General features: G+C 56.1%; 25 protein-coding genes. 20 read left to right on the top strand and 5 right to left on the bottom strand.

Annotated features, from left to right (window positions below):
* A partial coding sequence (locus ABWQ00_RS12430) for a thiamine pyrophosphate-dependent enzyme (RefSeq protein ID WP_353238991.1) occupies positions 1-523 on the top strand: 523 nt, incomplete at its 5' end.
* A gap of 98 nt (positions 524-621) precedes the next feature.
* On the opposite strand, the gene ABWQ00_RS12425 is transcribed toward ABWQ00_RS12430, so the two are convergent.
* The gene (locus ABWQ00_RS12425; RefSeq protein WP_353238994.1) at positions 622-1,026 is read right to left on the bottom strand and encodes an SWIB/MDM2 domain-containing protein; all 405 of its coding nucleotides are present in this window, start codon (positions 1,024-1,026) and stop codon (positions 622-624) included.
* A 498-nt stretch (positions 1,027-1,524) separates the two neighbouring features.
* On the opposite strand from ABWQ00_RS12425, the gene aceA reads away from it, so the two are divergent.
* Complete coding sequence (aceA, locus tag ABWQ00_RS12420; protein ID WP_353238990.1) at positions 1,525-2,853, top strand: isocitrate lyase; 1,329 nt, start codon at positions 1,525-1,527, stop codon at positions 2,851-2,853.
* A gap of 111 nt (positions 2,854-2,964) precedes the next feature.
* Here the strand turns inward: aceA and ABWQ00_RS12415 are convergent, their stop codons facing one another.
* Entirely contained in the window at positions 2,965-5,202 is a 2,238-nt protein-coding gene (locus ABWQ00_RS12415) for an NADP-dependent isocitrate dehydrogenase (RefSeq protein WP_353238989.1), read from the bottom strand.
* Positions 5,203-5,423: 221 nt separating this feature from the next.
* Between ABWQ00_RS12415 and thrS the strand changes: the two genes are divergently transcribed.
* The 8 genes from thrS to ABWQ00_RS12375 all read left to right on the top strand — a co-directional run bounded on the left by thrS (position 5,424) and on the right by ABWQ00_RS12375 (position 13,080).
* A complete protein-coding gene (gene thrS / locus ABWQ00_RS12410; protein ID WP_353238988.1) occupies positions 5,424-7,343 on the top strand; it encodes a threonine--tRNA ligase in 1,920 nt (639 codons plus the stop codon).
* Positions 7,344-7,429: 86 nt separating this feature from the next.
* A complete protein-coding gene (infC, locus tag ABWQ00_RS12405) occupies positions 7,430-8,026 on the top strand; it encodes a translation initiation factor IF-3 (protein ID WP_353238993.1) in 597 nt (198 codons plus the stop codon).
* Between the two features lie 134 nt (positions 8,027-8,160).
* Positions 8,161-8,364, top strand: coding sequence for a 50S ribosomal protein L35 (gene rpmI, locus ABWQ00_RS12400; RefSeq protein ID WP_026039701.1), 204 nt, complete (start codon positions 8,161-8,163; stop codon positions 8,362-8,364).
* Positions 8,365-8,389: 25 nt separating this feature from the next.
* Positions 8,390-8,752, top strand: coding sequence for a 50S ribosomal protein L20 (rplT, locus tag ABWQ00_RS12395; RefSeq protein ID WP_026036460.1), 363 nt, complete (start codon positions 8,390-8,392; stop codon positions 8,750-8,752).
* Positions 8,753-8,863: 111 nt separating this feature from the next.
* Positions 8,864-9,901, top strand: a complete 1,038-nt coding sequence (gene pheS / locus ABWQ00_RS12390) for a phenylalanine--tRNA ligase subunit alpha (RefSeq protein ID WP_353238987.1) — start codon at positions 8,864-8,866, stop codon at positions 9,899-9,901.
* 22 nt (positions 9,902-9,923) lie between these two features.
* Positions 9,924-12,353 carry a phenylalanine--tRNA ligase subunit beta gene (gene pheT / locus ABWQ00_RS12385; RefSeq protein ID WP_353238986.1) on the top strand — a complete coding sequence of 810 codons (2,430 nt, stop codon included), beginning with the start codon at positions 9,924-9,926 and terminating at the stop codon, positions 12,351-12,353.
* Between the two features lie 8 nt (positions 12,354-12,361).
* Positions 12,362-12,712 carry an integration host factor subunit alpha gene (locus ABWQ00_RS12380; RefSeq protein ID WP_353238985.1) on the top strand — a complete coding sequence of 117 codons (351 nt, stop codon included), beginning with the start codon at positions 12,362-12,364 and terminating at the stop codon, positions 12,710-12,712.
* 20 nt (positions 12,713-12,732) lie between these two features.
* Complete coding sequence (locus tag ABWQ00_RS12375; RefSeq protein ID WP_353238984.1) at positions 12,733-13,080, top strand: DUF1840 domain-containing protein; 348 nt, start codon at positions 12,733-12,735, stop codon at positions 13,078-13,080.
* Between the two features lie 2 nt (positions 13,081-13,082).
* Here the strand turns inward: ABWQ00_RS12375 and ABWQ00_RS12370 are convergent, their stop codons facing one another.
* Positions 13,083-13,586 (bottom strand): DUF192 domain-containing protein, encoded by a 504-nt coding sequence (locus ABWQ00_RS12370; protein WP_353238983.1) that lies wholly within the window; start codon positions 13,584-13,586, stop codon positions 13,083-13,085.
* An 87-nt stretch (positions 13,587-13,673) separates the two neighbouring features.
* Positions 13,674-13,940 (bottom strand): cold-shock protein, encoded by a 267-nt coding sequence (locus ABWQ00_RS12365; RefSeq protein WP_353238982.1) that lies wholly within the window; start codon positions 13,938-13,940, stop codon positions 13,674-13,676.
* A gap of 159 nt (positions 13,941-14,099) precedes the next feature.
* On the opposite strand from ABWQ00_RS12365, the gene clpS reads away from it, so the two are divergent.
* Both clpS and clpA read left to right on the top strand, forming a co-directional pair.
* Positions 14,100-14,459: an ATP-dependent Clp protease adapter ClpS gene (gene clpS, locus ABWQ00_RS12360; protein WP_353238981.1), complete on the top strand. Its 360-nt coding sequence runs from the start codon at positions 14,100-14,102 to the stop codon at positions 14,457-14,459.
* Between the two features lie 60 nt (positions 14,460-14,519).
* Positions 14,520-16,853: an ATP-dependent Clp protease ATP-binding subunit ClpA gene (clpA, locus tag ABWQ00_RS12355; protein ID WP_353238980.1), complete on the top strand. Its 2,334-nt coding sequence runs from the start codon at positions 14,520-14,522 to the stop codon at positions 16,851-16,853.
* A gap of 86 nt (positions 16,854-16,939) precedes the next feature.
* Here the strand turns inward: clpA and ABWQ00_RS12350 are convergent, their stop codons facing one another.
* Complete coding sequence (locus ABWQ00_RS12350; protein ID WP_353238979.1) at positions 16,940-18,469, bottom strand: helicase HerA-like C-terminal domain-containing protein; 1,530 nt, start codon at positions 18,467-18,469, stop codon at positions 16,940-16,942.
* A 71-nt stretch (positions 18,470-18,540) separates the two neighbouring features.
* Between ABWQ00_RS12350 and ABWQ00_RS12345 the strand changes: the two genes are divergently transcribed.
* From ABWQ00_RS12345 to ABWQ00_RS12310, 8 genes are read left to right on the top strand one after another with little or no spacing between them, the layout of a single operon-like run.
* Positions 18,541-19,266, top strand: coding sequence for a YebC/PmpR family DNA-binding transcriptional regulator (locus ABWQ00_RS12345; RefSeq protein WP_353238978.1), 726 nt, complete (start codon positions 18,541-18,543; stop codon positions 19,264-19,266).
* 9 nt (positions 19,267-19,275) lie between these two features.
* Entirely contained in the window at positions 19,276-20,556 is a 1,281-nt protein-coding gene (purD, locus tag ABWQ00_RS12340) for a phosphoribosylamine--glycine ligase (protein WP_353238977.1), read from the top strand.
* A 14-nt stretch (positions 20,557-20,570) separates the two neighbouring features.
* Entirely contained in the window at positions 20,571-21,212 is a 642-nt protein-coding gene (locus tag ABWQ00_RS12335) for a 1-acyl-sn-glycerol-3-phosphate acyltransferase (protein WP_353238976.1), read from the top strand.
* A gap of 35 nt (positions 21,213-21,247) precedes the next feature.
* Complete coding sequence (gene hemF, locus ABWQ00_RS12330; protein ID WP_353238975.1) at positions 21,248-22,168, top strand: oxygen-dependent coproporphyrinogen oxidase; 921 nt, start codon at positions 21,248-21,250, stop codon at positions 22,166-22,168.
* Between the two features lie 14 nt (positions 22,169-22,182).
* Positions 22,183-22,824 carry a nicotinate (nicotinamide) nucleotide adenylyltransferase gene (gene nadD / locus ABWQ00_RS12325; protein WP_353238974.1) on the top strand — a complete coding sequence of 214 codons (642 nt, stop codon included), beginning with the start codon at positions 22,183-22,185 and terminating at the stop codon, positions 22,822-22,824.
* The gene (rsfS, locus tag ABWQ00_RS12320) at positions 22,824-23,552 is read left to right on the top strand and encodes a ribosome silencing factor (RefSeq protein ID WP_353238973.1); all 729 of its coding nucleotides are present in this window, start codon (positions 22,824-22,826) and stop codon (positions 23,550-23,552) included. Before nadD ends, rsfS begins: the two co-directional genes overlap by 1 nt.
* Before the next feature lie 6 nt (positions 23,553-23,558).
* Positions 23,559-24,026, top strand: a complete 468-nt coding sequence (rlmH, locus tag ABWQ00_RS12315) for a 23S rRNA (pseudouridine(1915)-N(3))-methyltransferase RlmH (RefSeq protein WP_353238972.1) — start codon at positions 23,559-23,561, stop codon at positions 24,024-24,026.
* The gene (locus ABWQ00_RS12310) at positions 24,023-24,625 is read left to right on the top strand and encodes a Maf family protein (protein WP_353238971.1); all 603 of its coding nucleotides are present in this window, start codon (positions 24,023-24,025) and stop codon (positions 24,623-24,625) included. The genes rlmH and ABWQ00_RS12310 overlap by 4 nt, the downstream gene beginning before the upstream one ends.
* Positions 24,626-24,702 lie beyond the last annotated feature (77 nt).

The following is a 24,702-nucleotide window of genomic DNA, read 5'->3' as shown; positions in this document are numbered from 1 at the left end:
CTTTGCCAGTTGGATGCACCGCTTTTACCAACACCATGGTTTGGTCAAAGGCCATAAGACCCAATTGGCACCCACCGTGGGCGCCATGGGTTATGGGGTTCCTGCGGGTATTGCGGCCAATTTGTTGACTGGGCGACTTGCATTCACCATCGCTGGGGATGGTGACTTCCTGATGAATGGTCAAGAGCTGGCCACTGCTGTTCAGCATGGCGGGAAAAGCATCATTGTTTTGCTCAACAACGGCATGTACGGGACCATTCGCATGCACCAAGAGCGTGAGTACCCAGATCATGTTGCCGGGTCAAAGCTGCAAAATCCCGATTTTGCAGCTTTGGCGCAAGCTTATGGTTATGTGGGCGTGCGGATTGATCACACCGAAGATTTTGAGGCGGCGTTGTTGGCGGCGATGGCACGGCCTCAAGGCACTCTGATTGAAGTGATTCTTGACCCCGAGGTGATCACTACACGTGGCACTTTGAGCGCCATCACGCAAGCGGCTTTGGCCAAGCAAGCGAGGCAGTGACCGTTCGCTCGCTGGCTTTTGGCTTGTTCATCTGAGGATGCTCAAATGCCCAACAAAAAACCCGCCAAGGCGGGTTTTTTGTTAGGGGCTTGGCTGAATTACTTCAGGTGCTTGCCGATCAAGCCAGCCATTTCAAACATGGTGACCTGAGCCTTGCCAAACACAGCCTTGAGTTTGTCGTCGGCGTTGATCGCACGGCGGTTCACGCTGTCTTGCAGGTTGTTCTTCTTGATGTACACCCACATCTTCTTGACCACTTCGGTGCGTGGCAGTGGTGTTGCGCCCACCACAGCAGCTAAGGCAGCGCTTGGGGTCAATGCTTTCATGAAAGCGGGATTGGGGGTGCGTTTGGTAGCTGGAGCTGCTTTTTTAGCAGGCGCTTTGGCAGCTACTTTTTTAGCAGGTGCTGCCGCCTTTTTGGCTGGAGCAGCCTTGGTTGCCGGTGCTGCTTTTTTAGCGGGTGCTGCAGCTTTTTTAGCCGGGGATTTCTTCGCAGTTGCCATGATGAATTTCCTTTGGTCGGAAGTGGGTTCGCCGCTGATAAACGGTGTGTTTACAGCTAATGCGATGCTAATTGAGAAAGTGACAGTTTCCAAGTGAAAAAATCATTTTTATCTAGGTGTTGTTCCTGATTTCGTCTCTTTATGGATTTTTGGCTCATGTCTTTCGACGAGATTGGTTCTCGATCTCTATTTTTTGCGGATGCCCATGGTGATCGCCACACACGACGATTCTTTCTTTGTTTCATGATTTGTTTGTATTTTTTGCAATGCAAAAAAAATGCCGATCGCTTACCCCTGTGTTTGTTCTTAATGCAGTTTTTTGTTTTGTAATGTGGTAAATGCTGTCTAAGTCATTGATTTTTAACAAGTAAAAATAAGTCTTATATAAGACACAAGATAAAATTTCAGTCTTATATAAGAGTTAAGATCACGACATCGGCACCGCAGAAAAGCCTGCAACAGTCGTCTGATTTCAACTTGACTAGAGGAGTTTTTTTTATGTCTTCAAACAACACACAAATGAGCCGTGAACAGCAAATTGCTGCGCTTGAAAAAGACTGGGCGACCAATCCCCGTTGGAAGGGCGTCAAGCGCGGCTATTCCGCAGCCGACGTCGTGCGCTTGCGTGGCAGCATGGCCATTGAGCACACATTGGCCAAGCGTGGTGCAGAAAAGCTGTGGGAAAAAGTCAACGGCGGTGCCAAAAAAGGCTATGTCAACTCATTCGGCGCGATCTCTGCGGGTCAAGCCATGCAACAAGCCAAAGCCGGCTTGGAAGCGGTGTACCTGTCGGGCTGGCAAGTCGCCGCAGACGGCAACACCTCTGAGACCATGTACCCCGACCAGTCGCTCTATGCCTACGACTCGGTGCCCACCATGGTTCGCCGCATCAACAACACCTTCAAGCGCGCCGACGAAATCCAGTGGGCTCGTGGCATCAACCCCGGTGACAAAGATTTCATCGATTATTTCTTGCCTATCGTGGCCGACGCTGAAGCCGGCTTCGGTGGCGTATTGAACGCCTTCGAACTGATGAAGAACATGATCGCCGCCGGCGCGGCTGGCGTGCACTTTGAAGATCAATTGGCAGCAGTGAAGAAATGCGGTCACATGGGCGGCAAAGTCTTGGTTCCGACCCAAGAAGCTTGCGAGAAATTGATTTCGGCACGTTTCGCGGCAGACGTCATGGGGACGTCTACCATCGTCTTGGCCCGTACCGATGCCGAAGCCGCCAACCTGATCACCTCAGACCACGACGCCAACGACAAGCCCTTCTTGACCGGTGAGCGCACCCAAGAAGGCTTTTACCGCGTCAAAAACGGTCTGGAACAAGCCATCAGCCGTGGCGTGGCCTACGCTCCCTACGCTGATTTGGTGTGGTGCGAAACCGGCGTGCCTGACATTGGCTTCGCTCGCGAATTCGCACAAGCTGTTCACGCCGCTTGTCCCGGCAAGCTCTTGTCTTACAACTGCTCGCCATCGTTCAACTGGAAGAAAAACCTCAACGACAACCAGATCGCTTCTTTCCAAGAAGACCTTTCTGCATTGGGTTACAAGTACCAGTTCATCACCTTGGCGGGTATCCACATCAACTGGTACAACACCTTCCAGTTCGCACACGCTTACGCCAACGGCGAAGGCATGAAACACTACGTCAACATGGTGCAAGAGCCTGAATTTGCGGCTCGCGACAAGGGTTACACCTTCGTGTCGCACCAGCAAGAAGTCGGCGCAGGCTACTTCGACGACGTGACCACCGTGATCCAGGGTGGCTCCTCCAGCGTGAAGGCCCTGACCGGCTCGACCGAAGAGGAGCAGTTTCACTGATCGGTCCATGGACCGGCCTTCGGGCAGGCGCTATCCGCTCACAAAAAAGCCACCTCGCGGTGGCTTTTTTTCCGTCAGGCGCTCAAGCTGAGTTGAGGTCGTTGGCTGGTCTCAAATGGTCTTGAGTGCTTCGTTGAAGGTTTTGCTCGGGCACATGATGACTTGCAACTTCTCAGGTGAGGGGAAGTAGTAACCACCAATGTCCACAGGCTTGCCTTGCACAGCCTGAAACTCGCCAACGATGGTTTTTTCTTGTGCTGTGAGGGTTTTGGCCAAAGACTCAAAATGCTTGGCCAAATCAGCATCGTCGGTTTGAGCGGCCAACTCTTGCGCCCAGTACATGGCCAAGTAAAACTGACTGCCGCGGTTGTCAAGTTGACCCGTTTTGGGTGAAGGGTTCTTGTTGTTGTCCAAGAGCTTACCTGTGGCTGCATCCAAGGTTTTTGCCAAAACGCCAGCTTTTTTGTTGCTGGTTTTGAGGCCCAGGTCCTCCAGCGATACGGCCAGTGCCAGGAATTCACCCAGCGAGTCCCAACGCAAATGGTTCTCTTCGACCAGCTGCTGAACGTGTTTGGGGGCAGAGCCGCCCGCACCGGTTTCGTACATGCCGCCGCCCGCCATCAAAGGGACGATGGACAGCATCTTGGCCGAGGTGCCCAGTTCCATGATGGGGAACAGGTCGGTCAGGTAGTCGCGCAAGATGTTGCCGGTGGCGCTGATGGTGTCAAAGCCGCGCACCACACGTTCCAGTGTGTAACGCATCGCACGAACCTGGCTCATGATCTGAATTTCCAAACCAGCCGTGTTGTGCTCGTGCAGATACATCTTCACTTTGGTGATCAGCTGAGCTTCGTGCGGGCGGTACTGGTCGAGCCAGAACACCACGGGCATGCCGGAGTTGCGTGCGCGGGTCACGGCCAGTTTCACCCAGTCGCGGATCGCAGCGTCCTTGACTTGGCACATGCGCCAGATGTCCCCGGTCTCGACGTTCTGGCTCAGCAGCACTTCGCCGGTGTTGATGTCGGTGATGTTGGCCACGCCGTCTTCTTGGATTTCAAAAGTCTTGTCGTGTGATCCGTACTCTTCGGCTTGCTGCGCCATCAGGCCCACGTTGGGCACCGTGCCCATGGTTTTAGGGTCGAAAGCGCCGTGCCATTTGCAGAAGTTGATCATCTCTTGGTAGATACGCGCGAAGGTCGATTCGGGCATCACCGCCTTGACGTCTTTCAAGCGGCCGTCGGCGCCCCACATCTTGCCGCCATTGCGGATCATGGCGGGCATGGAGGCATCCACAATCACATCGTTGGGTGAGTGGAAGTTGGTGATGCCCTTGGCCGAGTCCACCATGGCTAGTTCTGGACGGCCTTCGTGGCAAGCGTGCAGATCGCGCTTGATTTCGTCTTGTTTGGACTGCGGCAAAGTGGCCACTTTGGCATAGAGATCGGCCATGCCGTTGTTGACGTTCACGCCCAGCTCTTTGAACAAAGCGCCATGTTTGGCAAAAGCGTCTTTGTAAAAAATCTTGACGCAGTGACCGAACACGATGGGGTGCGAGACCTTCATCATGGTGGCTTTGACATGAAGCGAAAACATTACCCCAGTGGCGTGGGCGTCTTCAATTTCTTTTTCGTAAAACTCAAGCAAGGCTTTCTTGCTCATGAACATGCTGTCGATCACTTCACGGTCAAGCAAAGCAACTCGTTCTTTGAGAACAATGGTCTTGCCGCTTTGAGTGATCAGCTCCATCTTCACTTCGCGTGGACGATCCAAGGTCATGGACTTTTCGCCATGGTAAAAGTCACCCGCATGCATGTGCGAGACGTGCGAACGGGAAGCTTGGCTCCACTCGGCCATGCTGTGTGGGTTTTTACGAGCAAACTCTTTGACCGCGCGGGGCGCTCGGCGGTCTGAATTGCCTTCCCGCAAGACGGGGTTAACGGCGGAACCAATGCACTTGGAATAACGTGCTTTGATGGCTTTTTCTTCGTCTGTTTTCGGCGCATCAGGGTAGTTGGGCAAAGCATACCCCTTTTCTTGCAACTCTTTGATGGCCGCAGTCAACTGGCCAACCGAAGCACTGATGTTGGGCAATTTGATGATGTTGGCATCTGATTTGAGGGTCAACTTGCCCAATTCTGCCAAGTTGTTGGGTGCACGCTGTTCCACAGGCAACATGTCGGAAAATTCACCCAGTATTCGCGCAGCCACTGAAATATCGCTGGTTTGTACATCAATGCCAGCAGGTTTTGTGAAAGAGCGGATGACCGGCAAAAAAGCCGCAGTGGCCAGCAATGGGGCTTCGTCGGTCAATGTGTAAATGATTTTGGGTCGTGCTGTTGGCGTGGTCATCGTGGTGCTTTTTTACAGGATGAAAAAGAAGACCGTTATCTTAAACCAAGCATGCCGACAATGGGCTGACGTCCTCCTCGATCAAAGGATTGAAGCCAGAGTATTTTGGTGCTGCAACTGAGATCTAGTCTGTTCTTTTGATCGTACTTTTAATTGTGTGAAAATTAAAGCTTGTTGATCATTTCACTTTGCGTTGTCATTGGCCGCGCTTTTTTATACACATGGTTCAAATTACGCTTCCTGATGGCTCATTGCGAGAGTTTCCAGGTCCGGTCACGGTTGCAGAGGTTGCGGCTTCTATCGGAGCAGGCTTGGCTAAAGCAGCTTTGGGCGGCAAAGTCGATGGTCAATTGGTTGACACCAGTTTTTCCATGTCTGCCAATGCCAGGCTTGCCATCATCACGGCCAAGGATCCGGAAGGCTTGGAGCTGATTCGCCACTCTTCGGCCCACTTGTTGGCCTATGCGGTCAAAAGCCTGTTTCCGGATGCTCAGGTCACGATTGGGCCTGTGATCGATAACGGGTTCTATTACGATTTTTCCTATTCAAGGCCTTTCACGCCCGAAGATTTGCTTTCAATTGAAAAGAGAATGGCCGAATTGGCCGCTAAAGATGAGCTTGTGGTGCGTCGGGTTCTGCCCCGTGACGAAGCTGTGGCCTATTTCAAAGCCATGGGTGAGCATTACAAGGCCGAAATCATCGGCTCGATTCCAGCGGGCGAGCAGGTCAGTCTGTACCGCGAAGGTGATTTTGAAGACCTTTGTCGTGGTCCCCACGTACCCAGCACCGGAAAGCTCAAATACTTCAAGTTGATGAAGGTGGCCGGCGCTTATTGGCGAGGGGATAGCAAAAACGAAATGTTGCAGCGTGTTTATGGCACAGCTTGGGCCAGCAAAGAAGATTTGCAACTTTATTTGACGCGTCTAGAAGAAGCCGAAAAGCGTGACCATCGCAAATTGGGCCGCGAGCTGGACTTGTTCCACATCGATGAACACGCGCCAGGCTTGGTTTTTTGGCATCCCAAAGGCTGGACCGTTTGGCAAACCGTGGAGCAGTACATGCGCCAGGTTTACCGCAACAGTGGCTACCAGGAGGTCAAGGGCCCCCAATTGCTTGACAAGACCCTCTGGGAGAAAACGGGCCACTGGGACAAGTACCGCGACAACATGTTCACCACCGAGTCGGAAAAGCGTGATTACGCTTTGAAACCGATGAATTGCCCAGGACACATCTTGATCTTCAAGCAAGGCATGAAGAGCTACCGCGACCTGCCATTGCGTTATGGCGAATTTGGCCAGTGCCACCGAAACGAACCCTCTGGTGGTTTGCACGGCATCATGCGTGTGCGCGGTTTCACCCAGGACGATGGCCACATTTTTTGCACTGAAAACCAAATCTTGCCCGAGTGCGATGACTTCACCAAAGTCCTCAAAAAAGTTTACGCCGATTTCGGTTTCAATGACATCCTGTACAAGGTTTCTACCCGACCTGCTGCGCGAATTGGCTCAGATGAGTTATGGGACAAAGCCGAAAAAGCATTGATGGACAGTTTGCGTCACTCCGGATGTGATTTCGTGATTTCCGAAGGGGACGGTGCTTTTTATGGACCCAAGATTGAATACACCTTGAAAGACGCGATTGGCCGTGAGTGGCAGTGCGGCACCATCCAGGTGGACTTCAATTTGTCTGAACGCCTCGATGCAGAGTACGTGGCCGAAGACGGATCGCGCCAGCGTCCGGTCATTTTGCACCGCGCCATCGTGGGCAGCATGGAGCGTTTCATCGGTATTTTGATCGAGCAGCATGCAGGGGCCTTGCCCACTTGGTTGGCTCCTGTGCAGATTTCAGTGCTCAACATCACCGATGCACAGGCCGACTACTGTCGTGAAATCGCTGCAAAACTGCAAAAATCAGTGTCAAATCAAGGCCTTAGGGTCGATTTGGATCTGCGTAACGAGAAAATCACGTATAAAATACGCGAGCATTCGTTGCAAAAGCTGCCTTATATCCTTGTCGCTGGCGACAAAGAAAAGGCAGCAGGTACCGTCGCAGTGCGCGCCCGAGGCAACAAAGACCTCGGTGTGATGTCAATCGATGCGTTCATTGAACACATTGCTGCTGACATCGCTTCTAAAGCCTGAAGGTGTTTTTTCGCCACAAGCTTTGGCCCGTGGGCACAAAGATGGATAGGCTGCTTTCGCAGTTTTGTTCCGTAAAGGATTGAGTCATCGCTACCGAATTTCGTGATCGTCGCCAACGCGAAGAACGTAAACACCGATTGAACCGTGAAATCATGGCCCCAGAGGTCCGTGTTTCCGGCCCTGAAAATGAGCCCATGGGCATTTTGTCTTTGGCTGAAGCCTTGCGCCTTGCGGGTGAGATGGACGTGGATTTGGTTGAAATTGCCGCCACCGCCGTTCCCCCTGTCTGCCGTTTGATGGATTACGGCAAGTTCAAGTACCAAGAGCAAAAGCGTGCGGCAGAAGCCAAAGCCAAGCAGACGGTCATTGACATCAAGGAAGTCAAATTCAGGCCAGGTACGGACGATGGTGACTACAACATCAAAATGCGCAACATTCGCCGATTTTTGACCGATGGGGACAAGTGCAAGATTACTTTGCGTTTCCGTGGCCGTGAGATCACACACCAAGAATTGGGTTTGGCGCTTCTCAATCGTATCCGTGATGAGTTGGCCGATACCATCATCGTCGAGCAGTTTCCCAAGTTGGAAGGCCGTCAGATGGTCATGATGATTGCACCAGGCCGTAAAAAGCCTGCCGGCGGCAAATCAACCGATGCGCCTTCACCGGCTGAATCGGTTTAAAAGAATTTAACCTGCCTCACGGTGGGTTGGGTCAAAAGCAGCTTTCGAGTTGTTTTTGTTAAAAGTGGCTCGGGGCCAACAAGGCTGCAAATTTTTTGCAGACGCCTCACGAGCACAATTAAAGGAGCATGAATATGCCCAAGATGAAGACCAAAAGCAGTGCCAAAAAGCGCTTCCGTGTTCGTCCAGGTGGAACCGTTAAACGCGGCCAAGCCTTCAAACGTCACATCCTGACTAAGAAGACCACCAAAAACAAGCGTCACCTTCGCGGTTCCGTGTCTGTGCATGAGACCAATATGGGTCACATCGCGCAAATGCTGCCGATGGCTGGCCTGTAATCACTGACGAACAAGGAGAATCAATATGCCTCGCGTTAAACGTGGTGTAACGGCACGCGCCCGTCACAAGAAAGTTTTGGCCCTTGCAAAAGGTTTCCGCGGTCGCCGCGGCAACGTCTTCCGTATCGCCAAACAGGCGGTGATGAAGGCTGGCCAATACGCCTACCGTGACCGCCGCACCAAAAAGCGTGTGTTCCGTCAGTTGTGGATTGCCCGTATCAACGCCGCTGCGCGTGAATGCGGTCTGACCTACAGCCAGTTCGCGAACGGCCTGAAGAAGGCTGCCATTGAAATCGACCGTAAGATGCTGGCAGATATTGCCGTGCACGACAAGGCCGCTTTTGCTGGCATCGTGAACCAAGTCAAGGCCAAATTGGCTGCAGCTTGAGTTCATGAGTGGCATGGGCCTTTGGGCTGGTGCCACGCACTCGATCAAAGGGATTGAGGCTCGCAAAAGCTTCAATCCCTTTTTTATTTTTTCATCTACTGAATTCTCAACATGAACGAGCTGGACACCCTGGTCGAATCTGCCCGCCAGAGTTTTTTGCAGGCACAGACACCTGCTGACCTGGAAAATGCCAAAGCCCTTTTTTTGGGCAAAGCCGGTCGCATCACCGAGCTGATGAAGGGTATGGCCGCTCTGAGCGTGGAAGACAAGAAAACACGTGGTGCTGCCATCAACATCGCCAAGCAATCTATCGAGATTGTGCTGAACGACCGCCGCCAAGCCTTGGCCGATGCAGAATTGGAAGCCCAACTCAAGGCAGAAGCGCTGGATGTGACGCTGCCAGGTCGCAGTGTCAATGCAGGAGGCTTGCATCCCGTTTCGCTCACGCTGGAGCGGGTAGAGAATATTTTTGCTTCCATGGGCTTTGAAGTGGCGCAAGGCCCCGAGATCGAAACCGACTGGTTCAACTTCACAGCGCTCAACACGCCCGAAGATCACCCCGCCCGTTCCATGCACGACACCTTCTATGTCGAAGGCGGCCATTTGCTGCGCACGCACACCAGCCCGATGCAGATTCGCCATGCGGTGCAGCACGTCAAACGCTACAAGAACCAACTCGACTCCGGACAGGGCATGCCTGAGATCCGCGTCATTGCGCCGGGCCGCACCTACCGTGTGGACAGCGATGCGACCCACTCGCCCATGTTCCACCAGTGTGAAGGCCTTTGGATTGGCGAGAACGTGAGCTTCAAAGACCTCAAGGTCGTGGTCACCGATTTCTGTCGCACCTTCTTTGAAAGCGACGACTTGGTGTTGCGCTTTCGCCCCAGTTTTTTCCCCTTCACCGAGCCCAGCGCCGAGATCGACATCCAGTTCCAAAGCGGTCCCTTGGCCGGTCGCTGGCTCGAAGTGGGCGGCTCCGGCCAAGTGCACCCGAACGTGGTGCGCAACATGGGCCTCGACCCCGAACGCTTCATCGGCTTCGCCTTTGGTATGGGCATGGACCGCTTCACCATGCTGCGTTACGGCGTGAACGATCTGCGCCTGTTCTTTGACGGCGATGTGCGCTTTCTGAATCAGTTCCAGTAATTTCCAAGCCGAGACACGAGTCATGCAATTTCCCGAATCCTGGTTGCGCGAGTTCTGCAACCCGCCCCTGACCACACAGCAACTCGCCGATACCCTGACCATGGCTGGTCTCGAAGTGGAAGAGCTCGAGCCCGTAGCCCCGCCGTTTACACAGATTGTTGTGGGCGAAATCAAGGAAGCCGTTCAGCACCCCAATGCCGACCGCCTGCGCGTGTGCCAAGTGGACGTGGGGCAGGGCAGCCTGCTGAACATTGTGTGTGGTGCGCCCAATGCCCGCGTAGGTATCCGCGTGCCTTGTGCCTTGGTGGGCGCCGAGCTGCCACCCGGCGAAGACGGCAAGCCTTTTGTCATCAAGGTCGGGAAGCTGCGCGGCGTGGAGAGCCAAGGCATGCTGTGTTCGGCCAAAGAACTGAAAATCGCCGACGACCACGGGGGTCTGCTGGAGTTGCCTGGCGACGCCCCTATCGGTCAAGACATCCGCCAGTACTTGAATCTGGACGACACCCTGATGACGCTCAAGTTGACGCCCAATTTGGCGCATTGTTTGAGCGTGTACGGCATCGCGCGTGAAGTGTCGGCCCTGACCAATGCGCCACTGAAGGTGCCATCGTTTCCCGCTGTGGCCACCCAGATCCTCGAAAAGCTGGCCGTGAGTGTCCAGTCCCCAGACCTGTGCGGTCGCTTCAGCGGTCGTGTGGTCAAGGGCGTGAACACCCGGGCCCAAACCCCGAAGTGGATGGTGGATCGTCTCGCTCGTTGCGGCCAGCGCAGCGTGAGTCCGCTGGTGGACATCTCCAATTACGTGATGTTCGAGTTTGGCCGGCCTTCACACATTTTTGACCTCGATAAGATCCACGGCGGCCTGCAGGTGCGCTGGGGTCAGCCTGGCGAGACGCTCAAACTGCTGAATGGCAACACCGTGACCGTGGATGAGAAGGTCGGCGTGATCGCCGATGACAGCCAGGTCGAGTCCTTGGCGGGCATCATGGGTGGCGACTCCACCGCTGTGTCCGATGCCACACAAAACATTTACATTGAAGCGGCTTTCTGGTGGCCAACGGCCATCGCAGGGCGTTCGCGCCGCTATAACTTTTCGACCGATGCCGGTCACCGCTTTGAACGTGGCGTGGACCCGCAGTTGACGGTGGAGCACATCGAGCGCATCACCCAGTTGGTGCTGGACATATGCGGCACGCCAGAGACGAAGGTCGGCCCCATCGACGACCAGACGCTGAACATCCCATTGATCAAGCCCGTCACGCTGCGCGTGGCCCGTGCGATCAAGGTCATCGGCATGCCGCTCACGCAAAAGCAGTGTGCCGATGCGCTGCGAGGCCTTGGCCTGCAGGTGGCCGAAGGCGAGGGCGCCGTCACCGTCACGCCTCCGAGTTTTCGCTTTGATCTTCAGATCGAAGAAGACCTGATCGAAGAGGTGGTCCGCATGGTGGGCTACAGCAACCTGCCCACTAGCCCTCCGCTGGCCCCCATCACCTCCAAGGTACGCCCAGAAACTGAGCGCAGCCCGTCCACCGTGCGCCGTGCTATTGCCGCTTTGGGTTACCAGGAAACCATCAATTACAGCTTTGTCGAAGAAAGCTGGGAGCGCGATCTGGCGGGCAATACCAACCCCATTCGACTGCTCAACCCGATCGCCAGCCAGATGAGCGTGATGCGCTCGAGTCTGATCGGCTCGCTGCTGCAAGTCGTCAAGTTCAATGCCGACCGTAAAGCCGATCGCGTGCGCGTGTTCGAGTTGGGGCGCGTGTTTTTGCGCAATGCATCGGTGCATAACAGCGACACCACCGTGGAAGGTTTTGACCAACCCATGCATGTGGCCGGTATGGCTTGGGGCCCGATTCAGCCATTGGGCTGGCAGGGCAAGGCCCGCCAAGTCGATTTTTACGATGTCAAGGCCGATGTGGAAAAGCTCTTGGCCCCGCGTCAAGCCGAATTTGTGGCCGCAGAACACCCGGCCATGCACCCCGGCCGCTCGGCTCAGGTGCTTCTCGACGGCGTTCTGATGGGTCATGTGGGCGAGTTGCATCCTCGCTGGCGGCAGGCTTGGGATTTGACCAGCGCGCCCGTGGTCTTTGAGCTGTCGTTGGATGCGGTCACGGCCCGTTATTTGCCAGTGGCGCAAGCGGTGGCTAAACACCAATCAGTGGAGCGAGACATCGCGGTCATCGTCAATGATCATGTCACCCATGCCCAATTGATGGCCGCCATCCACAAAGCGCCTACTCAGGGTTTGCTGCGTGATGCGGTGCTGTTTGACATTTACCGACCGAAGGCCGAGTCAGCCGGTGGGTTGTTGGTGGGGGAGAAGAGCCTGGCCGTGCGCTTGAGTTTGCACAGCGATGAGGCCACATTGACCGACCTTCAAATTGAGACGGTCATGAAAAGTGTGGTCTTGGCTTTGACGCAGCAGTTCTCTGCGCGTCTGCGTTCTTGAGGCCTCATATGCAAATCAGTTTTGAATCTCTTGAAACCCCAGCACTGACCAAAGCCCATTTGGCCGACTTGTTGTATGAACAGATTGGCTTGAACAAGCGTGAGTCCAAGGACATGGTGGATGCATTTTTTGACCTGGTGGTCGAGCAATTGATGGCCGGAGACGAGGTCAAAATTTCTGGTTTCGGCAATTTCCAGATTCGCACCAAGGCGGCACGCCCGGGTCGCAACCCTCGCACCGGAGAATTGATTCCTATTGATGCACGTCGTGTTGCCACCTTCCATGCCAGCCATAAACTCAAGGCCTTGGTTCAAGGCGACGCTGTTGAAGACGAAGGTGTGGAGATGGTGGGCCGCTGAATCGATTCAAGGAGCCAACCATGTTGTTCAAATTCAAATCTCAAGTCACCAGCGATTTGATCATGCTGGAGGCCGATGGCCGAAGGCTGCTCAAAATCATGCTGGGAGATGACCCCATCAAGGGGATTGTTCTCAGCCAAGATATGCCACATGTACTGGCCAAGTTGGAATCGGCGGTGGCCCAAGACGAAGTCCTTAGAGCCGCGCACATCCAAGATGCCCAAATCGGCAAAGAACAGGGTCTGGTGGACCTTGCCCCCCTCGAATGTGAGCGCGATGCTGTTCGGCTGCTTCAGCGTGCCAGCCCCATGATCAAGGTACTCAAACAGTGCGTAGCGACCCCCGCTGACCTGGTTTGGGGTGTTTGAACTCAGTTCGGTCGCTTGCCAAAGACCGATCCACCCATCTTGAACCCGGGCTTGATTTGTCGCTTGGCAAACCAGCCTTGGTTCATTTCAAGGACAAAGCGCACGGGTTTGGTCGAGCAGTGCGAATCGTCGTTCAAGGGTTTCATGTCCGCCAGGTTGACGATGGTGCCGTCGTCTTCCAAAAATGCAGCCGTGAGCGGGATCAGCGTGTTGCGCATCCAAAAGCACTGGGTGCTGGCTTGGTCAAAAACAAACAACATGCCCTCGTGCTGCGGCATGTCTTTGCGCCACATCAACCCGATTTGGCGTTGTTCCTGTGTTTGGGCCAACTGAACATCCAAACGGTGCATGCCGGCCATGAGTTGTGCGCGCTCTAAACCCATTTGAGGTGTGCCTTGGGCAAAGCTTGAACTGCAGCCAAGGCAAATCAACAACCCAAAGCATTTCGTCAAGAATGAATAAGACCGTGCTGGCAAAATACGAGGCAAAAAGGTGAGGCGATTCATGGGCTGCGACGAGCGTGGAGTATGGCTGACCACAGAGCATAAATCATGAAACCAGCGAGACCTTGGCAATGATCGGCAAAGTCTGGCCTAGCTGTGGCCGAACCCTGAACCATCGCTGATGGGCAATGGGGCGTCGTTGCTGGGTATGGTGGTTTCGGCTTGAATTCGCATCGCCAAAAATCCTTTTTCACCCTCGATCAATTCAAAGCTGACCCTTTGGCCTTCTTTGAGGGATTTGAAACCCGCCATCTCGATAGCCGAAAAATGGGCGAAGGCGTCAGCCCCGCCGCCATCGGGTTGGATAAAGCCAAAACCCTTGGCATCGTTGAACCATTTGACCGTGCCATGGGGCATACCCTGTCTCCGTGATTGATCTGATGAATCAGTTTGAGTATTTCTTGGTGAATTTGTCAATGTGAGGTTTTCCCGGGGGCGATGTTTTTTGGCCGTTGTGCATCAAGACTTTTCTGATCTCAGCCTCAAAGGGCTTGAAAGCATCGATAGAATGAAATCATGGCAACGAAAAAACCTCCAAATCCGACGCTGCCGACTGTGATACCCCAAACGCCCGATGGGGGCGATGCGGTGGTGCTGGAGCGGCGTGCCCAAAAAATTGAACCGCCTCAGATGTACCAAGTGGCCATGCTCAACGACGATTTCACGCCGATGGAGTTTGTCGTCATGGTCATCCAAGAGTTTTTCAGCAAAGACAGGGAAGCAGCCACCCAAATCATGCTCAAAATCCATTTGGATGGCAAAGGCGTGTGCGGCGTTTACTCGCGCGACGTTGCCGCCACCAAGGTGGATCAGGTCTTGGATGCTGCCAAACAGGCGGGTCATCCTCTGCAATGTGTCAGCGAACCTATTGAATAAGCGGCCATGCCCCTCATCTCCCAACCATCTCTCTCACTCAGCAAGGCATAAGGAAATCATATGATTGCCCAAGAATTGGAAGTCAGTTTGCACATGGCCTTTGTTGAAGCCCGTCAGCAACGCCACGAGTTCATCACGGTCGAGCATTTGCTTTTGGCTTTGCTGGACAACCCCAGTGCTGCCGAAGTTTTGCGGGCCTGTGCCGCCAACATCGATGACCTGCGCAAAGCACTGGGCAACTTCATCAAGGACAACACCCCTCAGGTGGCGGGCACAGAAGAGGTGGATACCCAGCCCACTCTGGGCTTTCAGCGTGTCATCCAACGTGCCATCATGCATGTGCAGTCCACGGGCAATGGTAAAAAAGAAGTGACTGGCGCAAACGTGCTGGTGGCCATTTTTGGCGAGAAAGACTCCCATGCCGTGTACTACTTGCATCAACAGGGCATCACACGTTTGGATGTGGTTAACTTCATCGCCCACGGTATCCGTAAAACCGATCCGCCCGAGGTCGCCAAGTCGGACGCACCTGCCAGTTCTGAAACCGAAGAGTCCAGCGGTGGTGAGCGCAATGAAAAAGCTTCACCTTTGGAACAGTTCACCAACAACCTCAACCAAGCGGCCAAAGACGGCAAGATTGACCCGCTGATTGGCCGAGACTATGAGGTTGAGCGCACCATCCAAATCTTGTGCCGTCGCCGCAAAAACAACCCGCTGTTGGTGGGTGAGGCAGGCGTGGGCAAAACTGCCATTGCTGAAGGCCTGGCCTGGCGCATCACCCAAGGCACGGTGCCTGATATCCTGGCCGAGGCCACGGTCTACTCGCTGGACATGGGCTCTCTGCTGGCGGGAACCAAGTACCGGGGTGATTTTGAGCAACGCCTCAAAGGGGTGCTCAAATCCCTCAAGGACAAGCCCAATGGCATCTTGTTCATTGATGAGATCCACACCCTGATCGGTGCCGGTGCGGCCTCGGGCGGCACCTTGGATGCCTCCAACTTGCTCAAGCCAGCTTTGTCCAGTGGCCAGCTCAAATGCATCGGTGCAACCACCTTCACCGAGTACCGTGGCATCTTCGAAAAAGACGCCGCCTTATCTCGCCGTTTCCAGAAAGTGGATGTGGTCGAGCCGACGGTTTCGGAGACCGTGGACATCCTCAAAGGCCTCAAGAGCCGATTTGAAGATCACCACAGTGTCAAATACACCATCGCCGCTTTGCAGGCCGCTGCCGAGCTGTCGGCCAAGTTCATCAACGACCGCCAATTGCCGGACAAGGCCATCGACGTGATTGACGAAGCCGGTGCTGCCCAGCGTATCCAAGTGGCTTCCAAGCGCAAAAAGACGATTGGTAAATCCGAGATCGAGGACATTGTGGCCAAGATCGCGCGGATTCCACCGGCCAACGTCTCCAATGACGACCGCAGCAAGTTGCAGACCATCGAGCGCGACCTGAAATCTGTGGTGTTTGGTCAGGACAAGGCCCTTGAAGTGCTGGCCTCTGCGGTCAAGATGGCACGGTCGGGCTTGGGCAAGACTGACAAACCCATTGGTGCTTTCTTGTTTTCAGGCCCAACGGGTGTGGGCAAGACCGAAGCGGCTAAACAACTGGCCTACATCATGGGCATCGAGCTGATCCGTTTTGACATGTCCGAGTACATGGAGCGCCATGCTGTTAGCCGCCTGATCGGCGCGCCTCCAGGCTACGTGGGCTTTGACCAGGGCGGCCTGTTGACCGAAGCCGTGACCAAGAAGCCGCATTGCGTGCTCTTGCTCGACGAGATTGAAAAAGCACACCCAGATATTTTCAATGTGCTGCTGCAGGTCATGGACCACGGCACCTTGACCGACAACAACGGACGCAAGGCCGACTTCCGCAACGTGATCATCATCATGACCACCAATGCGGGTGCCGAGACCATGAACAAAGCCACCATTGGTTTCACCAATCCGCGTGCGGCCGGCGATGAAATGGGCGACATCAAGCGCCTGTTCACCCCCGAGTTCCGCAACCGCCTGGATGCCATGGTCAGCTTCAAGCCACTGGATGAACAAATCATCTTGCGCGTGGTGGACAAGTTCTTGCTCCAGCTCGAAACCCAGTTGGGCGAGAAGAAAGTGGAAGTCACTTTCACCGATGCTTTGCGAAAATTCTTGGGTAAAAAGGGTTTCGATCCGCTCATGGGCGCTCGTCCCATGCAGCGCCTGATCCAAGACACCATCCGCAAAGCTTTGGCCGACGAGTTGTTGTTTGGGCGTCTTACCGACGGGGGGAGGCTCACCGTGGACATCGACGACAAAAACGAAGTTCAGCTGGACATCACGCCCACCCCTAAGAAAGACAGCCGTGCTTCGCGCTCTGAACCCACCGAGCCTGAGGAAGCCACAGCGGGTTGAATTGGGTTCTAAACGCTCATGGGAAAAGGCTCGTAGGAGCCTTTTTTCATGCTTTGTTGTAAGCAAACCTTGTGTGGGTCAAGCGCTTATTTTCGCTTGCTGCCACCCAGCAAGCCGCCCAGCACACCACGCACGATTTCCCGACCTATGGCCGAGCCCACGGTACGCACAGCACTTTTCACCACCATTTGGGCCACGCCATCTCGTTGCGCGCCGCGAGGTCCGGTGCTGCCAAACAGCATGTCAGACAAGCCGCCCATCAGTCCGCCGCTGACAGGCTCCGCAGCGGCCGGTGCCTGTCCCGGCAAGGGGCTGGAGGCGCTGGCTTGGCTGGACGTCGTGGCCTGGCCCTTGATGCGTTCGTAAGCCGACTCCCGGTCCTGAACTTGCTCGTAAACCCCGGCCACCAAAGAGCCCTGAATCAGCGCTTGGCGTTGCGCGGTGGTGATGGGGCCAAGCTGGCTGGCTGGGGGCAACACAAACACCCGCTCGGTCTCACAGGGGCGGCCCTTGGTATCCAGAAAACTCAGCAGGGCCTCGCCCACGGCCAGCTCGGTGATGGCTGCCTCGATGTCCAAGCCTGCCTTGGGGCGCATGGTTTGCGCGGTTGATTTCACGGCTTTTTGGTCGCGCGGGGTGTAGGCGCGCAGGGCGTGCTGCACCCGGTTTCCCAACTGGCCCAGCACACTGTCCGGGATATCCAGCGGGTTTTGCGTCACGAAATACACGCCGACACCTTTGGAGCGCACCAAGCGCACCACCAGTTCGATGCGCTCGACCAGGACCGCTGGCGCGTCTTTGAAGAGCAAATGCGCCTCGTCGAAAAAGAAAACCAATTTGGGTTTTTCAGGATCGCCGATCTCGGGCAAGACCTCAAACAACTCCGACAGCATCCACAGCAAGAAGGTGGCATACAGGCGCGGCGAATTCATGAGCTTGTCAGCTGCCAGGATGTTGACCACCCCTTGGCCTTGTGCGTCGGTCTGCATGAAGTCTTCGATGTTGAGCATGGGCTCGCCAAAGAACCGATCACCGCCTTGGGTCTCGATTTGCACCAAACCGCGCTGAATGGCCCCGATGCTGGCTGCGCTGATGTTGCCGTACTCGGTGGTGAACTGTTTGGCGTTGTCGCCCACATACTGCAGCATGGCTCGCAGGTCTTTCAAGTCCAACAACATCAAGCCGTTGTCGTCAGCGACCTTGAAGACCAGGTTCAGCACCCCCGCCTGGGTGTCGTTGAGCCCCAGCATGCGCGTGAGCAGCAAAGGACCCATGTCAGAGATGGTGGCGCGCACTGGATGGCCTTGCTCGCCAAACACGTCCCACAATGCAGTGGGGCAGGCCAAGGGCTCTGGCAATGCGAGTCCTCGGTCTCTCAATGTGCTGGCCAGCTTTTCGCCGATCTTGCCCGCTTGGCTGACCCCGGTCAGGTCACCTTTGACATCGGCCATGAAGACCGGCACGCCCAAGCGCGAAAAATTTTCAGCCAAGGTTTGCAAGGTCACGGTTTTACCCGTGCCGGTGGCTCCGGTGATGAGGCCGTGGCGGTTGGCCAAGCCTGGCAAAAGGTGGCACTGCACCTTGGCGTTTTGAGCGATCAACATTGGTTCAGCCATTTTGGTTTTTCCCCATGTGTGAAAAGTAAAATTCAGGGCTCTAGGTTAAATCAACATTCAAGGAATTCCCGATGGCTGGCCACAGTAAATGGGCAAATATTCAGCACCGCAAGGGGCGTCAAGACGAAAAGCGCCAGCGCATCTGGACCCGGGTGGTGCGAGAAATCATGGTCGCTGCCCGCACTGGCGGTGGTGACGTCAGCGCCAATCCCCGTTTGCGTCTGGCCATTGAGAAGGCCAAAGCGGCCAATATGCCGGCCGACACCATCAAGCGCAACGTGGACAAAGCCACTGGTAACTTGGAGGGGGTGAGCTACGAGGAGATCCGTTACGAAGCTTACGGCATCGGGGGAGCGGCCATCATGGTGGACACCATGACCGACAACCGGGTTCGCACTGTGGCCGAAATGCGCCATGCCTTGACCAAGCATGGCGGTAATTTAGGAACAGAAGGCTCTGTTGCCTTCCAGTTCAAACACTGTGGTCAGCTGATTTTTGCGCCCGGCACAGACGAGGATCAGTTGATGACTGTGGCGCTCGAGTCCGGAGCCGATGACGTGATTACACACGGCGACGGCGCCATCGAAGTTCTGACCGCTTACACCGCTTTTGAAACCGTGAAAAACGCCTTGGAAGCGTCTGGATTGGTGGCCGAAGTAGCCGAAGTGACCATGCGACCGGAAAACAGCGTGACTTTGACCCGGGAAGATGCTGCCAAAATGCAAAAATTGCTGGATGTGTTGGAAGATTTGGACGATGTGCAAAACGTGTTTCATAACGCCGATTTTGAAGATTAAGGAAGTTGGATGAAAGTATTGGTAGTCGGCAGTGGTGGTCGTGAGCACGCCATGGCTTGGAAATTGGCGCAGTCGCCCAAAGTGCAGCAGGTCTATGTGGCACCCGGCAACGGCGGCACGGCCAAAGACAAAAACTTGGTCAATGTGCCCATCGCCGACTTGGCCCTGCTGCGGCAGTGGGCCTTGGACAACGGCATCGGCCTGACCTTGGTCGGCCCCGAAGCCCCCTTGGCTGCTGGCATCGTGGACGATTTTCGATCGCATGGCCTGCGCATTTTTGGCCCTACGCAAGCGGCGGCCCAGCTGGAGAGCTCCAAAGCCTTCTCTAAAGCCTTTATGCAACGCCATGGCATCCCCACGGCCTCATTTGAGACTTTCACCGATGCGGCCCTGGCCCATGCCTACGTCGATCGCCAGGGCGCACCCATCGTGGTCAAGGCAGACGGTTTGGCCGCTGGCAAAGGCGTGGTGGTGGCCATGACCCTGGCCGAAGCCCATGAGGCGATTGACTTCATGCTGCTGGACAACACCCTGGGTGTGGCCCACAACGCTAGCGGTGCACGCGTGGTGATTGAGGAATTTTTGCAAGGCGAAGAGGCCAGTTTCATGGTGCTGTGCGATGGCAAAAACGTGGCGGCCTTGGCCACTAGCCAAGACCACAAACGCCTGCAAGACGGCGACGAGGGGCCCAATACTGGCGGTATGGGCGCGTATTCGCCTGCACCCGTGGTCACAGCCGAGGTGCACGCGCGCGCCATGCGCGAGGTCATCTTGCCCACCATCCGTGGCATGGAGAGAGACGGCATCGCTTACACCGGTTTTTTGTATGCGGGCCTGATGATCGACCCGCAAGGCCGCATCAAGACACTGGAATTCAACTGCCGCATGGGTGACCCCGAGACCCAGCCCATTTTGATGCGCCTGAAGACGGATTTGTTGGACGTGCTGATGGCGGCGACCGCGGAAGGCCTGGACCAACTGGAGATGGAGTGGGACCGGCGCGTGGCCTTAGGGGTGGTCATGGCCGCAGCCGGTTACCCACTCAAGCCGCGCAAGGGCGATGCCATCACCGGCCTGCCCAAGGACCTGGGCGATGCCATGGTGTTCCATGCGGGCACCACCGAAAAAGACGGCCAAATCCTGACTTCTGGTGGACGTGTCCTGTGCGTCACGGCCCTTGCCGATTCGGTCAAGCAGGCGCAGCAAAAAGCCTACCAAACCGCAGGCCCGATTGCGTTTGATGGCATGCAGATGCGCCAGGACATTGGTTACCGAGCGATCAAAAACTGAAACACCGGAACCGCATGAGCCCCTTGACCCGACATCCTGTGACCTTCAAGGGCTCCCGTCTGGCCCGTTGGATTTTGAAAATGCTCGGATGGCGATTGGACTTCGAAGGCTTTCCCACCCGCCAAGGCGTGGCCATTGTGTACCCGCACACCAGCAACTGGGATTTCCCCATTGGTATGTTGGCCAAATGGGCCCTGGGCATTCCGGCTCACTTTTGGGGCAAGGACTCGCTGTTCAAGTTTCCTGTGGTCGGTGATTGGATGCGCTGGGTGGGCGGCATCCCGATTGATCGCAGCTCCTCTCGAGGTGTGGTAGGCCAGATGGTGCATGTTTTTGAGCAGCACAAGCAAAACGACCAGTTGCTTTGGCTGGGACTGGCCCCGGAGGGCACACGCAGCTTCACACCCGGCTGGCGCAGTGGCTTTTACCAACTGGCCTTGGGTGCGCAAGTGCCTCTGGCGCTCGTCAAGCTCGACTGGGGTCAGCGCCGCTTCAGTGTGGTCGACTTTTACGATCTGACGGGCCAAGTTGAGCGCGATTACGCCCACATGGCCCAGGTCTTTGAAGGCGTCAAAGGCTTCCATGAACACCAGATGGGACCCATACTCCCCTGGAGTCCGGGCCAGGCGCTTGAATCTGCTCGCCTGAAACCCTGAAGAATTTCTGAACCTTTTTAACGTCCAAATCCACCATGAGCACCCCCTTTGAACTCGGCACCGTCAAAAACTATCTTGTCGGCTTGCAGTCCCGCATCACCGGCGCCCTGACCGACCTGGATGGCACACCTTTCTTGACCGATGCTTGGCAAAAAGACCCGGGCGAAAAACTCCAAGGCAATGGCATCACCCAGATTCTGGAAGGTGGGCCGATTTTTGAGCGAGCCGGTTGCGGCTTTTCGCACGTCACCGGGCCGCAGCTGCCACCCTCGGCCACCCAGCACCGCCCAGAGTTGGCCGGATCGGCCTTTGAGGCGATGGGCGTTTCATTGGTGTTTCACCCACGCAACCCCTATGTGCCCACGGTGCATATGAATGTGCGCATGATCGCAGCCAAGCCCGAGGGCAGGGCGCCTGTGGCATGGTTTGGTGGGGGCATGGACCTGACACCTTATTACGGCTTTGACGAAGACGCGGTGCATTTCCACCAGTCCTGCAAAGACGCTTTGAGCCCGTTTGGTGAGGCTTTGCACCCGCGTTTCAAAACCTGGTGCGACGATTATTTTTGCAACAAGCACCGGCGTGAGCAGCGCGGCGTGGGCGGCATTTTCTTCGACGACTTTTCTGAACTGGGTATGGACCAGAGCTTTGCCATGCTGCAAAGCGTGGCCGATTCACTGCTGACGGCCTACATGCCCATCGTGATGCGCCGTAAGGACACGCCCTATGGCGAGCGAGAGCGAGACTTTCAGTTGTACCGCCGCGGTCGCTATGTCGAATTCAACCTGGTCTGGGACCGGGGCACGCATTTTGGTCTGCAGTCAGGTGGCCGCACCGAATCCATCCTGTTGTCCATGCCGCCTGAGGTGCGTTGGTCGTATCAGCGCCAAGATGAAGTCGGCTCCCCGGAGGAGCGCTTGCTCAGCCACTTTCTGGTGCCCAGGGACTGGGTTTGAGTCAGCCGCTTGCCATGCAAAACACCCATGCGGCTGTGCAGCGCCTGGGCATTTTTGGCGGAGCGTTCGACCCGCCGCACTTGGCCCATGTGGCCCTGGTTGAAGCGGCTTTGGCCCAACTGCAGCTCGATTTGGTGCGCGTGTTGCCCACAGGCCAAGCTTGGCACAAGCCACGGCAGCTGAGCGAGGCCGCACACCGCCTGGCCATGACGCGTCTGGCTTTCACGCATGTGCCCAAGGTGGTGGTGGACGAGCGGGAAATCCTGCGCACAGGCCCCAGCTACACGGTAGACACCTTGCACGAGTTGCAGGTCGAATATCCGCAAGCACAGCTGTATTTGCTGCTCGGCGATGACCAGCGGCGGTCCCTGCCTTCCTGGCACCAGATCGGTGAAATTGACCGCGTCGCTATAATCTGCGCCGCAGGTCGCAATATGGCTGTGCGTGCCTGGAATGACAATTCGAATTCGCCTGATTCATCCCTCCCCATGTCAGACACGCTGCAGGCGCGCATTCGATCCCTCGACATGCCGTTGATGCCTCACAGTGCCACGGACATCCGTGTGCTGGCGGCCACAGAGCAGACCCTGACGGGCTTGGTTTCTCCCGCTGTTGAGCGCTATATTCACGAACACCACCTTTACAGGCACCATTGATGACCGAAAACGCCGCCAAAAAAGACATCCAGAAACTCCAGCGAGCCATCGTGGACGCACTGGAGGACGTCAAGGCCCAAGAAATACAGGTGTTTGACACCGAGCATCTGTCCTCGCTGTTTGAGCGGGTCATCATCGCTTCGGGTACCTCCAACCGCCAGACCAAGGCGCTGGCCGCCAGCGTGCGAGACAAAGTGCGCAGTGCGGGTTTTGGCAAGCCCCGCATTGAGGGCGAAGACAACGGCGAATGGATCATTGTCGATTGCGGTCCGGCTGTGGTACATGTCATGCAGCCAACCATCCGCACCTACTACAACCTGGAAGAAATCTGGGGTGGCACACCTGTGCGCCTGAAGTTCGGTGCCCCTAAACCCGCAGCGACGGCCGAAGTCAAAGGCCATATTCAGAACGCAGTGCCGAAAAAAGCCTCGCGCAAAGCCGCTGCCAAATCCACTGCTGGCAAAACTCCCGCTGCCAATAAGGCAGTCGCCAAACCCGACGCCAAGGCCAAGCCTGCGTTGAAGGCGCCGGCTAAATCTGCCAAACCGGCGGCCAAGGCACCAGCTAAATCGGCCCCGAAATCCAGCAGCCCCACCAGCAAGCCTGCTTTGAAGACGGTCGGAAGGCCCTCGGCCAAAGCTGCGGCCAAGTCGGCTGCCCAAGCAGCCTCCAAAAAGGCCCCTGCGCGCAAGGCCGTGCAAACGGCCAACCGTCGCAAAGCCGATTGATCCTGCATGAAGCTGCTGATCGTTGCGGTCGGCCTGCGCGTGCCCGACTGGGCCCAGACGGCTTGGGATGACTACGTCAAACGTTTTCCGCCTGAGCTCAAGGTCGAGCTCAAGGCCGTCAAAACCGAGCCCCGGGGGTCCAAAACACTGCCCAACCTGTATGCGGCGGAGCGCCAGCGGATCGAAGCGGCCATTCCACGTGGCACCCGCATTGTGGTGCTGGACGAGCGGGGCACCCAATTGACCACGCAGGCCCTCGCCACCCGCTTGACCAGCTGGCAGCTGGGTGGTGACGATGTGGCTTTGGTCATTGGCGGCCCTGATGGTCTGGAGCCGGAGTTCCGGCAAGACGCGCACGAGCGCATTCGCTTGTCTGATCTGACTTTACCCCACGCCATGGCCCGGGTGCTCCTGATCGAGCAGCTTTACCGCGCCTGGTCCATCAACGCCAACCACCCCTACCACCGCGAATGAGCGACTTCATCTACCTCGCCTCCCAAAGCCCCCGTCGCAGTCAGCTGCTTGATCAAATTGGGGTGAACCACCAGCTGCTTTTGGCCGGGCCCGATGAAGATGCCGAGTCTTTGGAACACGTGTGCGGCGCCGAAGCGCCTAGGCGGTATGTGGCGCGCGTCACGGGGCTCAAACTCGACGCCGCCCTGAAGCGGCTCAAACGCCAGGGCCTGCCTGCGGCCCCCGTACTGTGCGCCGACACCACCGTGTGTCTAGGACCTGAGATTTTGGGCAAACCGGCGGATGCGGCCGATGCCGTGCGCATCCTGAAACTGCTCTCTGGCCAGTCCCACCGCGTATTGACCGCCGTTGCCGCACAAAAAGGGCACAAGCGTGTGGCGACGGTGTCTCAATCCTGGGTGCGTTTCGCCCCGATGACCAGTGCCCAAATCCGTGCCTACGTGTCCACTGGGGAGCCCATGGGCAAAGCGGGGGCTTACGGGGTGCAGGGCAGGGCTGCTGCCCATATTGAACAGATCCGGGGCAGTTATTCAGGCATCATGGGTTTGCCGCTGTTCGAGACTGCCGCTTTGCTGCGTTCCTTGGGCGTGCGCTGTTGAGCGTTCGCGCATGCCAAGGCGCTGATGGTGCTCAGGCATTCACCAAATTGTTTTCACTTTTCTCCATCTGATGCCCT

Origin of the sequence: Limnohabitans sp. (assembly GCF_040400975.1) — a bacterium.
Classification (GTDB): Bacteria; Pseudomonadota; Gammaproteobacteria; order Burkholderiales; family Burkholderiaceae_C; genus Limnohabitans_A.
Note: the sequence above shows the minus strand (reverse complement) of the source record. Positions and strands in the feature narration are given on the sequence as shown.

Coding starts and splice junctions, on each gene's coding strand:
- ABWQ00_RS12425 (WP_353238994.1), bottom strand. CDS start 1,026: ATGGCAACTGCGAAGAAATCCCCGGCTAAAAAAGCTGCAGCACCCGCT.
- aceA (WP_353238990.1), top strand. CDS start 1,525: ATGTCTTCAAACAACACACAAATGAGCCGTGAACAGCAAATTGCTGCG.
- ABWQ00_RS12415 (WP_353238989.1), bottom strand. CDS start 5,202: ATGACCACGCCAACAGCACGACCCAAAATCATTTACACATTGACCGAC.
- thrS (WP_353238988.1), top strand. CDS start 5,424: ATGGTTCAAATTACGCTTCCTGATGGCTCATTGCGAGAGTTTCCAGGT.
- rpmI (WP_026039701.1), top strand. CDS start 8,161: ATGCCCAAGATGAAGACCAAAAGCAGTGCCAAAAAGCGCTTCCGTGTT.
- rplT (WP_026036460.1), top strand. CDS start 8,390: ATGCCTCGCGTTAAACGTGGTGTAACGGCACGCGCCCGTCACAAGAAA.
- pheS (WP_353238987.1), top strand. CDS start 8,864: ATGAACGAGCTGGACACCCTGGTCGAATCTGCCCGCCAGAGTTTTTTG.
- pheT (WP_353238986.1), top strand. CDS start 9,924: ATGCAATTTCCCGAATCCTGGTTGCGCGAGTTCTGCAACCCGCCCCTG.
- ABWQ00_RS12380 (WP_353238985.1), top strand. CDS start 12,362: ATGCAAATCAGTTTTGAATCTCTTGAAACCCCAGCACTGACCAAAGCC.
- ABWQ00_RS12375 (WP_353238984.1), top strand. CDS start 12,733: ATGTTGTTCAAATTCAAATCTCAAGTCACCAGCGATTTGATCATGCTG.
- ABWQ00_RS12370 (WP_353238983.1), bottom strand. CDS start 13,586: ATGAATCGCCTCACCTTTTTGCCTCGTATTTTGCCAGCACGGTCTTAT.
- ABWQ00_RS12365 (WP_353238982.1), bottom strand. CDS start 13,940: ATGCCCCATGGCACGGTCAAATGGTTCAACGATGCCAAGGGTTTTGGC.
- clpS (WP_353238981.1), top strand. CDS start 14,100: ATGGCAACGAAAAAACCTCCAAATCCGACGCTGCCGACTGTGATACCC.
- clpA (WP_353238980.1), top strand. CDS start 14,520: ATGATTGCCCAAGAATTGGAAGTCAGTTTGCACATGGCCTTTGTTGAA.
- ABWQ00_RS12350 (WP_353238979.1), bottom strand. CDS start 18,469: ATGGCTGAACCAATGTTGATCGCTCAAAACGCCAAGGTGCAGTGCCAC.
- ABWQ00_RS12345 (WP_353238978.1), top strand. CDS start 18,541: ATGGCTGGCCACAGTAAATGGGCAAATATTCAGCACCGCAAGGGGCGT.
- purD (WP_353238977.1), top strand. CDS start 19,276: ATGAAAGTATTGGTAGTCGGCAGTGGTGGTCGTGAGCACGCCATGGCT.
- ABWQ00_RS12335 (WP_353238976.1), top strand. CDS start 20,571: ATGAGCCCCTTGACCCGACATCCTGTGACCTTCAAGGGCTCCCGTCTG.
- hemF (WP_353238975.1), top strand. CDS start 21,248: ATGAGCACCCCCTTTGAACTCGGCACCGTCAAAAACTATCTTGTCGGC.
- nadD (WP_353238974.1), top strand. CDS start 22,183: ATGCAAAACACCCATGCGGCTGTGCAGCGCCTGGGCATTTTTGGCGGA.
- rsfS (WP_353238973.1), top strand. CDS start 22,824: ATGACCGAAAACGCCGCCAAAAAAGACATCCAGAAACTCCAGCGAGCC.
- rlmH (WP_353238972.1), top strand. CDS start 23,559: ATGAAGCTGCTGATCGTTGCGGTCGGCCTGCGCGTGCCCGACTGGGCC.
- ABWQ00_RS12310 (WP_353238971.1), top strand. CDS start 24,023: ATGAGCGACTTCATCTACCTCGCCTCCCAAAGCCCCCGTCGCAGTCAG.